At 25.8% G+C, this 10,507-nt stretch carries 10 protein-coding genes; 5 read left to right on the top strand and 5 right to left on the bottom strand.

Features of this window, described 5'->3' with window-relative positions:
- Positions 1–315: 315 nt before the first annotated feature.
- The 5 genes from HF862_RS09705 to trpS all read right to left on the bottom strand — a co-directional run bounded on the left by HF862_RS09705 (position 316) and on the right by trpS (position 5,414).
- Entirely contained in the window at positions 316–2,922 is a 2,607-nt protein-coding gene (locus HF862_RS09705; RefSeq protein ID WP_170187666.1) for a calcium-translocating P-type ATPase, PMCA-type, read from the bottom strand.
- 211 nt (positions 2,923–3,133) lie between these two features.
- Complete coding sequence (locus HF862_RS09700; RefSeq protein ID WP_170187665.1) at positions 3,134–3,400, bottom strand: hypothetical protein; 267 nt, start codon at positions 3,398–3,400, stop codon at positions 3,134–3,136.
- 9 nt (positions 3,401–3,409) lie between these two features.
- A complete protein-coding gene (locus HF862_RS09695; RefSeq protein ID WP_170187664.1) occupies positions 3,410–3,718 on the bottom strand; it encodes an AzlD domain-containing protein in 309 nt (102 codons plus the stop codon).
- The gene (locus HF862_RS09690) at positions 3,711–4,409 is read right to left on the bottom strand and encodes an AzlC family ABC transporter permease (RefSeq protein WP_170187663.1); all 699 of its coding nucleotides are present in this window, start codon (positions 4,407–4,409) and stop codon (positions 3,711–3,713) included. Before HF862_RS09690 ends, HF862_RS09695 begins: the two co-directional genes overlap by 8 nt.
- A gap of 21 nt (positions 4,410–4,430) precedes the next feature.
- Positions 4,431–5,414 (bottom strand): tryptophan--tRNA ligase, encoded by a 984-nt coding sequence (gene trpS / locus HF862_RS09685; protein ID WP_170187662.1) that lies wholly within the window; start codon positions 5,412–5,414, stop codon positions 4,431–4,433.
- Between the two features lie 246 nt (positions 5,415–5,660).
- Here trpS and HF862_RS09680 point away from each other — a divergent pair, with 246 nt between their 5' ends.
- The 5 genes from HF862_RS09680 to HF862_RS09660 all read left to right on the top strand — a co-directional run bounded on the left by HF862_RS09680 (position 5,661) and on the right by HF862_RS09660 (position 10,394).
- Positions 5,661–6,611 (top strand): ROK family protein, encoded by a 951-nt coding sequence (locus HF862_RS09680; RefSeq protein WP_170187667.1) that lies wholly within the window; start codon positions 5,661–5,663, stop codon positions 6,609–6,611.
- Positions 6,612–6,632: 21 nt separating this feature from the next.
- Positions 6,633–7,076 carry a PTS sugar transporter subunit IIA gene (locus HF862_RS09675; protein WP_170187661.1) on the top strand — a complete coding sequence of 148 codons (444 nt, stop codon included), beginning with the start codon at positions 6,633–6,635 and terminating at the stop codon, positions 7,074–7,076.
- A gap of 15 nt (positions 7,077–7,091) precedes the next feature.
- Positions 7,092–8,537, top strand: coding sequence for a UDP-N-acetylmuramoyl-L-alanyl-D-glutamate--2,6-diaminopimelate ligase (locus tag HF862_RS09670; protein WP_170187660.1), 1,446 nt, complete (start codon positions 7,092–7,094; stop codon positions 8,535–8,537).
- Between the two features lie 15 nt (positions 8,538–8,552).
- Positions 8,553–9,395 carry a 3-deoxy-8-phosphooctulonate synthase gene (kdsA, locus tag HF862_RS09665; protein ID WP_170187659.1) on the top strand — a complete coding sequence of 281 codons (843 nt, stop codon included), beginning with the start codon at positions 8,553–8,555 and terminating at the stop codon, positions 9,393–9,395.
- A gap of 285 nt (positions 9,396–9,680) precedes the next feature.
- On the top strand, positions 9,681–10,394 hold the full coding sequence (locus HF862_RS09660) for a hypothetical protein (RefSeq protein WP_170187658.1): 714 nt from the start codon (positions 9,681–9,683) through the stop codon (positions 10,392–10,394).
- Positions 10,395–10,507 lie beyond the last annotated feature (113 nt).

Here is a 10,507-nt window from a genome sequence, read left to right as displayed (position 1 = left end):
TAGTAGAAAATTTAAGGAGAAAAAATTTTTCAAGGATATTTTAGATAGTTGATGGATTTGTTAATTTAAAATATAAATAGTAATAGAGATTTTGAGATAGAAAATATCTTTTAAGCATAATGATAAAGAGGTAAATTAAATTTAAGAGTATTACATTAAAGTAGTTAGCTTTAAGAAAATATTTTACTCTTTTTATGGAAAATAGGAAAAGTAGAAAATAATACTTTGGTATTTAACCAAAGTATTATTTGGTTAGTGGACTGAATTTTGAAATTAGAGTAAGAAAAAGCCACCACTTTAAGTGGTGGTTTGTAATTATTTATTTAAGTCATATTTAATATATTTTATAATTTGGATTATAATTGTAGGAATAAAAGCCAGTAGATAAATCATTCCAAGTTGTGTCATAGTAAGTGAGGTAGTTTCAAAGAATTTTCCTAAACTAGGGACAGTTAATATTAAAGTAAGTAAAACAGTTCCTATAAGGAAAGCAAAAACAGAAAATATATTAGACATAAAACCTAATTTTATTATACTACTATTTGTACGGCAGTTAAATCCATGGAATAACCTAGCAAGACAAAGAATAGCAAAAGCCATAGTTGTTCCAACTTCTGGAGAATACTTTAATCCTTGATAAAAACCATACAAAACAAATATAGTAATAAGTCCACCTTGTAATAATATTTTAGTACATAATTCTTTTGTAAGAATTGGTTCATTTATATCTCTAGGTTTTTCTTCTAGAATTCTATTATTTCCTGGTTCCATTCCAATAGCTATTGCTGGTAAACTATCTGTAACAAGATTTATAAATAAAAGATGTACAGGAGCAAAAGGCATTGGTAAATTTAATACAGAAGCATAAAAAACAGAAATAATACCAGCTAAATTTCCAGATAATAAAAATTTAATAGAATTTTTAATATTAGAATAGATATTTCTACCTGTAGCTACTGCTTTTATAATTGTAGAAAAATTATCATCAGTTAGTATCATTGAAGCAGCATCTTTTGAAACTTCAGTCCCAGTGATTCCCATAGCAATTCCTATATCAGCTTTTTTAAGTGCTGGGGCATCATTAACTCCATCACCAGTCATAGCACAAATATTTCCTTTTTTTTGCCACATAGAAACAATTCTAATTTTATCAGAAGGAGAAACTCTAGCATAAACTGATATATTTTCAATTTCCTTTTCAAATTCTTCATCAGAAAGTTTTTCAAGTTCAATTCCTTCAATAGCTTTATCACCTTCTCTAAGTATTCCAATTTCTCTAGCTATAGCTGAGGCTGTAATTTTATGGTCTCCTGTAATCATTATAGGTTTTATACCAGCCTTTATACAATCAGCAACTGCTTGTTTTGATTCAACTCTTGGAGGGTCAATCATAGAAATTAATCCAACAAAAATAAAATTATTTTCATCTGAATATTCTAAATTTTTATAATTTTCAAACTCTTTAATAACAAAGGCAAGAACTCTTAATCCATTATTAGACATTTCAAAGTTAATTTTTTCAATAAGCTGTATATCTTGATCATTTATTTCTCTAATAACTCCATTAGAAATTATATATTTTGTTCTTTTTAAAATAACATCTAGAGCACCTTTTGTAATCATAATATTTTTATTATTTATATTACAAAGAACAGACATAAGTTTTCTATCTGAATCAAAAGGAATTTCAGATAATCTTTTATATTTATTTCTTAAATCTAATTCTTTTATCCCTAATTTATAAGCTAGAGTAGTAAGAGCAGTTTCAGTAGGATCTCCTATTTCATTCCCATTACTACTTATAGCATCGCTACATAGGCAAGAATATTTTATTAAGTCAGATTCAAAATTATTTTCTAAACTTATATCCTCACTACTAATAACTTTTTCATTAACAAAAATTTTTTTAACAGTCATTTTATTTTGTGTAAGAGTACCAGTTTTATCAGAGCAAATTATAGAAACAGATCCTAATCCTTCAACAGCTTTTAATTTTTTTATTATTGCATTTTCTTTAGACATTTTTTGAGTACCAATAGCTAACACAATAGTAACTATAGGATTTAAAGCTTCTGGAATAGCAGCTACTGCCAAAGCTACAGCGAATAATAAAGATTCTAGAATTGTAACTCCATGATAAATATTAGTACCAAATACAACTCCACAAAGAATTAATATGGAAATTGAAAGATTTTTACCAAAATTATCAAGAGAAATTTGTAATGGGGTTAAATTTTCTTTTGTATCTTTCATAAGAGTTGCTATTTTACCTATTTCAGTTGACATTCCTGTTTTAACTACAACAGCTGTACCTCTTCCATAAGTAATCAGACTTCCTGAAAAAATCATATTTTTTTGGTCTCCTAAAGGTAAATCTTCTTTTTCAATAATTTCACTACTTTTTTCAATACTTTCAGATTCTCCAGTAAGAGAACTTTCATTAGATTTTAGAGAAAATGATTCAATGATTCTAGCATCAGCAGGAACTATATCTCCAGCTTCTAATTGTATAATATCTCCAACAACTACATTTTTAGAATTTATTTCTATTTTTTCTCCATTTCTAATAACATGAGTTTTAGGTGAAGATAAATTTTTAAGACTTTCTAATGATGATTCAGCTCTTATATGTTGCACAGTACCTAAAATAGCATTCATAGTAATAACTACAAATATTACTATTGAACTTTCAAAATTTCCTGTAAACATTGAAATTAATCCAGCAATTATAAGAATAATAACTAAAACATCTTTAAATTGAGAAATAAAAATTGAAAGAGCACTTTCTTTTTCTCCTTCTTCTAATTGATTAGGACCAAATTTCTTTAAATTTTCTTCTACTTGTATAGAATTCAGTCCTTTTTTAGTTACTTGAAGATTTTGAAGTATCTCTTCAGAACTTTGGTTAAAATATTTCTTCATCTTTCCTCCTTAAAAAATTAAAAAATAAAAAAGACCTTTAATATAGTAAAAACTATATTAAAAGTCTCGTTACCTAAAAATTAAAGGCTTGCAATACCAGACAGATTAACTGTCGAGATTGTTGACATTGCAATTAAAACTACTCCCTTTTATATTAAATTTTAATCTGAAAGAATTATAACATAATATAAAAAATTATGCAACTTAAAAATTAAATTTTTTTGTCACTGTCAGAATTATTATTCTCCAGTTCATCTAAATTTTTTTTATTTTCTTTTTTTAAGTTAATATCTTTTAAAAAGATTTCTCTTACTTTTATAACCATAATCATAAGGAGCATATAATGAATAACTTTATTTCTTTCAAAAGTATCACCTAAAAAGTGTTTTCCTAAAAAAAATAATACTATCCAAATGATTAGAACAATTAATAACATACCAACAAGTTTAAACCAGGAATTCCAAAATTTATTTTTCATAATTCTCCTTTAGAAAAATATAATAGATAAATATACCAATAAAATACTTCCAATAACAGCATAAATATAATTTTTAAACATTAATGAAAGAATAAAAGCACTAAAAGCTCCTATATATGAAGCAATAAAATTATTAGGAATTGAAAAAAATACATCTGGTAAAACTAGTGCTCCTATAGCTGAAAAAGGAATGGATTTTAAAAATAAAGATGCTCTTTTTGAAAGTTTTATGTTTTTCATAAGTTTAAAAGGAAGAAATCTCGGAATAAAGGTTACTAAAGTTAATCCTAAAATCAAAATAAAAGTAGTTTTATTCATTTGATTCAACCTCCTCTTTTAAAATAAAACTTCCTACAAAAGAAGAAATAATAATAGCTAAAATTATATTCCAACCACTTGGAAATATATTTAAATATTTAATAAACCAATTTATAAATCCTGAAAGAAGAACAATAAAAGTTATAGATAAAGATTTTTTCATTTGAGGAACTAACATAGAAATAAATAGGGCATAAATAGCTATTCCCATACTATTACTTATATTTTCAGGTAGAAAACCTCCCATAATATAACCAATTATTGTAAAAGTCCACCAAAAAAAATGTCCAATACATTGTAACGGAATTATAAATTCAGGTTCTATTTTCTTTTCTTGTAAACTTGATAAAGCAAAGGATTCATCAGTTATTAAAGGTGCAATAAAAAGAGAATATTTTTTAGCTCTATCAGTAAGCTTATCATTTAAAGCTGAACTCATTAAAAATAATCTTAAATTCATTAAAAAAACAGTGAACCAAATTCCTACAATTCCTGTATTTATATTCCAAAGATTTATAGTCATAAATTGTCCAGAACCTGTTATCAGAAAAAATGAAAAAGCAAAAGCTTCAAATAAAGAAAAACCAGAATTTTTGGCCACTAGTCCAAAAGTAATGGCTACAGGAATATAAGATATAAAAACTGGTATTCCAAAACTAATAGCGCGTTTTATTTCATCATAATTTTTCATTGAATATAACCTCTTAAATTATTATTTATTATAAGCATTTCCCATAAGTCCAACAATTTGTTTAGCTTCTGATATTTTTTTTCTAGCTATTTCACGAGCTTTTAGAGCTCCTTTTCTTAAAACTTCATCTACATATTCAGGATTTTTCATAAGTTCTTCTCTACGTTCACGAGCATCTTTAAAATATTCAAGAATAGCTTCTAATAATTCTTTTTTGGCATGTCCATAACCATATCCACCAGCTATAAATTTATTTCTCATTTCTTGATATTTTTCTTCTGACACAAAAAGTTTATAAAGTTGTGATATATTATTGTCAGGGTTTTTAGGTGCTTCTAGCTCAGTAGAATCAGTTACTATTGACATTACTTGCTTTTTTAAAATATTTTTTGGAGCAAACATATTTATAGTATTTCCGTATGATTTACTCATTTTTTGTCCATCAGTTCCAGGAACTACAGCTAAACTTTCCATAATTAATGGTTCAGGAAGTTTAAAGAAATCAACTCCATATTGTTGGTTAAATTTCATAGCTATATCTCTAGCCATTTCTAGATGCTGTTTTTGGTCCTTTCCTACAGGAACTACATCGGAATCATAGATTAAAATATCAGCAGCCATAAGGATAGGATAAGTTAAAAGTCCTGTATTTGGAAAAATTCCCTTAGCTATTTTATCTTTGTAAGAGTGACCTCTTTCCATTAGTCCTACAGGAGTAACATTTGATAAAAGCCAAGAAAGTTCTACATGTTCGGGAACATCTGATTGTAAAAATAAAGTACATTTTTCAGGGTCAAGTCCTAAAGCTAGATAATCTAAAATAATATTTCTTGTGCTTTCTCTTAAAATTTCTGGTTTTGTAAGAGAAGTTAGAGAATGATAATCAGCTACAAAATAAAATCCTTCATATTTATCTTGATTTTCAATAAATTGTTTCATGGCTCCAAAATAGTTACCAAGATGTAAAGTTCCACTTGGTTGTATACCAGATAAACTTCTTTTCATAAAATCCTCCTAAATTAAAATATATTATTCTCAATAAAAAAACCTGTGAAGTCACAGGATAAATTTCCTAGAAAATATTAATTAAAAAAATTATATCACTATATTTTATAATAATCAAGTTTTTACAATATAAATTAAGAAAGTTTTTTATAATTAAATCAAATAATAATTGATAAAAAATGAAAAATTATATTATAATATAAATATAGACAATAATATCTTAAATTTAAAGAGGGGTTGATTATGATGAAATATATTGCTGGAGTAGATATTGGAGGAACAAATACAAAAATAGGTATATTAGATGAAGAGGGCGATATTATTATAAAAAAATCTATAAAAACATTGTCTTTAGAAGGAGTAGAAAAGACAATGATAAGAATATGGGAAACTATTTGTGAATTGTTAAGAGAAAAAAATATAAGTATAGATAATTTAGAAGGTGTAGGAATGGGAATTCCCGGACCTGTAAAAAATCAAGAAATAGTTGGATTTTTTGCTAATTTTCCTTGGAAAAAAAATTTAAATATAGCTGAAATTTTTAAAAAAATAAGTGGAAAAGAAACAAAATTAGAAAATGATGTAAATGTTATAGCTTTAGGTGAGGCAAAGCATGGGGCTGGAAAAGGTTCAAAAAGTAGTGTTACTATAGCTTTAGGAACAGGAATTGGTGGTGGTATTTGTATAGATGGTAAAATAATTTCTGGATTTACTGGCGCTGGTGGAGAAGTAGGACATATGAAACTTGTTAAAGATGGAAAACTTTGTGGTTGTGGGCAAAGAGGGTGTTTTGAAGCTTATGCTTCAGCTACAGGAATAGAAAGAGAAGCTATTTCAAGGTTAAAAGTAAATAAAACAAATGAATTGTATAAAAAATTAAATGGACAAATAGATAAATTAGAGGCTAAAGATATATTTGAATGTGCTAAAGAGGGAGATGAATTTTCTCTTGATATAGTAGAATATGAAAGTGAATATTTAGCTATGGGTATAGGAAATATTTTAAATTTAATCAATCCTGAAAAAATAATATTATCTGGTGGAGTATCTTTGGCAGGAGATATACTTTTAGATAAAGTTAAAGAAAAATTACCTAAATATGCTATGGGAGTAACTTTACAAGATGGATTTAAAATAGAAATAGGAATTTTGGAAGAAAATGCAGGAATTTATGGAGCGGCAGCATTGATAGGTTAATAGATTTACTAGGAGGAATCTATGTTTGAAAATGATATAAATTTAAGAGTAGAGGTCGTAAATAACGTAAAAGATTGGCAAGAAGCTATTGATATTGCTTCTTCAATGCTGATAAAAGATAATTGTATTACAGAAAATTATATAGAAGAAATAAAAGAAAATATAAAATTAAATGGAGAAAAGTTTTTGGTAGATCATGATATCTTTTTAGCACATTCGAGACCAGGAAATAAAGTTAGTAAAAATTCACTATCTTTTTTAAAAATAAATGATGGGATAGTTTTTCCAAATGTTGAAAATAAAAAGATAAAATTATTATTTATTATATCAGCATTATCTTCTAAGCATCATATGAAATGGTTAAAAAAATTTGCAAGAATAATGGATGATGTAGATTTAGTAACAAAATTGAATAATGCCCAAACTAAAGATGAAATATTGGAAATATTTAAAAATAAAATTTAGAAAAGAGGAAATTTAATGAAAATTGAAAAATTATTTAGAGGTGTAGATTATAAAGCTTTACAAATGATATCAGATGAAATATTTGGAAAAAATATGGAATTTGATTCTAGAAAAGTAGAGGCTGAAGATATATTTATAGCTTTAGAAGGTTCTATTACTGATGGACATGAATTTATAAGTAAAGCTATAGAAAATGGTGCTAAAACAATATTAGTAGAAAAAGAAGTTCCTTTAGTAGAAGGGATAGGATATTTTTTAGTAAAAGATTTAAGAAAAAAAATGGGGATAATAGCTTCTAATTTTTATAATTATCCACAAGATAAACTAAAAATAGTTGGAGTAACAGGAACAAATGGGAAAACAACTACAACTTATATTTTAGAAAGTATATTAGGAGAAAATAAAATAGCAAGAATAGGAACTGTTGAATATAAAATAGGAGAAGAGGTTATACCAGCACCTAATACAACTCCATCTTCACTAGAAATTATAAAAATTTGTAAGAAAGCTATAGAAAAAGATATTAAATATTTAGTTATGGAAGTAAGTTCTCATGGATTAGATATAGGAAGAGTAGATATGTTAAAATTTGAAAGTGCTATATTTACAAATCTTACTTTAGATCATTTAGATTACCATAAAACTATGGAAAATTATTTTTTAGCTAAAAGAAAATTATTTGATTTAGTAAAAGATAAAAAAAATTCTATAATTAATATAGATGATGAATATGGAAAAAAATATTTTCAATATACAAATGGAATAAGTTATGGGAGCAAAGAAACAGCAGATATTCAAGGAAAAATAAAAAGAATAACTAGAGAAGGACAAGAAGTAGAAATAAAAATTTTTGATAAAACTTATAGTGTAAATTTAAAACTTCTAGGAAGGTATAATCTTTATAATTTATTAGGAGCTATTGGAGCTGTTAAGGTTTTAGGTATTGATGACAAAGAAATTATAGAAAAGATAGATAAAATACATGGAGCACCAGGTAGATTTCAACCAGTAAAAACAGAGGCTGATTTTACAATAATAGTAGATTATGCACACACAGGTGATGCTTTAGAAAATATTTTAAAAAGTATAAACGAATTTAAAACTAATAGAATAATTACAGTATTTGGTTGTGGAGGAGATAGAGATAAAACTAAAAGACCTATTATGGGAAGAATAGCAGAAAAGTATAGTGACATAATAGTAGTTACTTCAGACAATCCTAGAACAGAAGAACCAAGTGAAATTATAAAAGATATAACTGTTGGTTTAGAAAAAGATAATCATATTATTGAAGTTAATAGGGAAAAGGCTATAGAAAAAGCTGTTAAGTTAGCTCGGAAAGATGATATAATTTTAATAGCTGGTAAAGGACATGAAAATTATCAAATAATTGGAAGAGAAAAAATTCATTTTGATGATAGAGAAGAAGCAATAAAAGCTGTAAATAAATTAAAAAAATAATATTGAGAGGTAAGAATGATAAATAAATTAGAAAAAACAAGAGAAATAAATATTAAAGATTTTACAATAGGTGGAAAACAAAGATTTACTTTAATAGCTGGACCATGTGCTATTGAAACCGAAGAGATGTCTTTAGAGGTTGCAAAAAAAATAAAAGAGATTTGTGATAAATTAGGAATAAATTATATTTTCAAATCATCTTTTGATAAGGCTAATCGTTCATCTATTCATTCATACAGAGGAGTTGGAATGGAAGAAGGACTTAGAATATTAGAAAAAGTTAAAAATGAAATTGGAGTACCAGTTATTACAGATGTGCATGAAGCATGGCAATGTGAAAAAGTAGCTAAAGTAGTGGACATGCTTCAAATACCAGCCTTTCTTTGTAGACAAACAGATTTAATAATAGCAGCTGGAAAAACAGGACTTCCTGTAAATGTAAAAAAAGGCCAATTTTTGGCACCTTGGGATATGAAAAATGTAGTGACAAAAATGAATGAAATTGGAAATCCAAATGTTTTACTTTGTGAAAGAGGAAATGTGTTTGGATATAACAATTTTGTGGTAGATATGAGAGGATTATTAGAAATGAGAAAATTTGGGGTTCCTGTTGTATTTGATGCTACTCATTCAGTACAAATTCCTGGAGGGCTTTCAAGTTGCTCAGGTGGAAATAGAGAATATGTATTTCCATTAATGAAAGCAGCTCTTTCAGTAGGAGTAGATGCTATATTTGCTGAAGTTCATCCAAATCCAAATACTGCTCCTTGTGATGGGCCAAATATGTTATACCTTGATGATTTGGAAGAGGTCCTAAAAGTAGCTGTAAAATTGGATAATATAGCAAAAGATTTATAATAAATATAAAATTCCAAAATAGGTATTTCAAGATGATAATTTTATTATTGGCTTGTGATACCTTTTATTTTTTATTAGATGTTAAATTTATTTTTAAACAAGATAAAAAGTTTTTAATGTAATAAATATTAAGGAAAATTTTTTATGACAAAATTAAATATATAACATTATTTTTATAATATGAATATTTTTTAAATTGACTAAAAAAATTAAAAATGATATAATAATTGAACTAAAATATTGACTGATAGTTCATTTTGATTTAAAGAGGATAGAGTGTAGAAAATGAAAGATTTAGAAAAAATAAAAGAAAATATAAAAAATCAATTATCAAAAAAATTAGGAAAAGAGATTGATAAAAATAATTTAATATTAATGAATGAAGGTGAGTATATAAATGCTGCTGTGTTCAGGTATAAAGATGAAAATTTAGATTTAACCATAAAAGATTTTTCTACTTCTCCTTGGATTTTAAAAAATACTTTAGGAAGAATTTTTGTTAAAAGAGAAGGGAATTCTTTAAAAAAATTAGAAGAAAATCCTTCGGTTACCAAAAATATAATATTTTTATCAAAATATACTTTAGCTTTTGATTTTATAAAAGGAAAACCTTTAAAAAGTTTTCTAGATAATAGTATAGAAAAAGAATTTTTTTTAGAGTTAGAAAAAAATGTGATAGAAATGCATAAAAAAGATATAGTGCATTTGGATTTAAGGAATTTAGGAAATATAATAGTTGGAGAAAATTATTATCCTTATTTAATAGACTTTCAATCATGTATTTCCATAAAATGGTTACCCCAAAAATTAAAAGATTTAATAAAAGGTGCTGATATTACAGGAATATATAAATGTTGGAGTAGAAAGTGTAAAGAACCATTAGACGAAGAGAGAATAAAATATTTTAATGATTTTCAAAAAATTAGAAAGGTATGGATTTTTAAAGGGTATCCTTTAAAAAGACTAAAAGAGAATTTAAAAAATAAATTTAAAAAATAAAAAAGCTAAAAAGTATTGGAAAATAAAGAAAAAAATTAAAAACATAAAAATATTTTAAAAATATGTTGACATATTTTAATTTCTAAGGTATAATTAATCTTGTCCGTGAGATA

The sequence above is a fragment of the Fusobacterium sp. FSA-380-WT-3A genome (assembly GCF_012843705.1).
Taxonomy (GTDB): Bacteria; Fusobacteriota; Fusobacteriia; order Fusobacteriales; family Fusobacteriaceae; genus Fusobacterium_B.
Note: the sequence above shows the minus strand (reverse complement) of the source record. Positions and strands in the feature narration are given on the sequence as shown.

Bases quoted from the DNA above. Each gene is read 5' to 3' on its own strand.
- HF862_RS09705 (WP_170187666.1), bottom strand. From the start codon at position 2,922: ATGAAGAAATATTTTAACCAAAGTTCTGAAGAGATACTTCAAAATCTT.
- kdsA (WP_170187659.1), top strand. From the start codon at position 8,553: ATGATAAATAAATTAGAAAAAACAAGAGAAATAAATATTAAAGATTTT.
- HF862_RS09680 (WP_170187667.1), top strand. From the start codon at position 5,661: ATGAAATATATTGCTGGAGTAGATATTGGAGGAACAAATACAAAAATA.
- HF862_RS09675 (WP_170187661.1), top strand. From the start codon at position 6,633: ATGTTTGAAAATGATATAAATTTAAGAGTAGAGGTCGTAAATAACGTA.
- HF862_RS09690 (WP_170187663.1), bottom strand. From the start codon at position 4,409: ATGAAAAATTATGATGAAATAAAACGCGCTATTAGTTTTGGAATACCA.
- HF862_RS09670 (WP_170187660.1), top strand. From the start codon at position 7,092: ATGAAAATTGAAAAATTATTTAGAGGTGTAGATTATAAAGCTTTACAA.
- HF862_RS09700 (WP_170187665.1), bottom strand. From the start codon at position 3,400: ATGAAAAATAAATTTTGGAATTCCTGGTTTAAACTTGTTGGTATGTTA.
- HF862_RS09660 (WP_170187658.1), top strand. From the start codon at position 9,681: ATGAAAGATTTAGAAAAAATAAAAGAAAATATAAAAAATCAATTATCA.
- HF862_RS09695 (WP_170187664.1), bottom strand. From the start codon at position 3,718: ATGAATAAAACTACTTTTATTTTGATTTTAGGATTAACTTTAGTAACC.
- trpS (WP_170187662.1), bottom strand. From the start codon at position 5,414: ATGAAAAGAAGTTTATCTGGTATACAACCAAGTGGAACTTTACATCTT.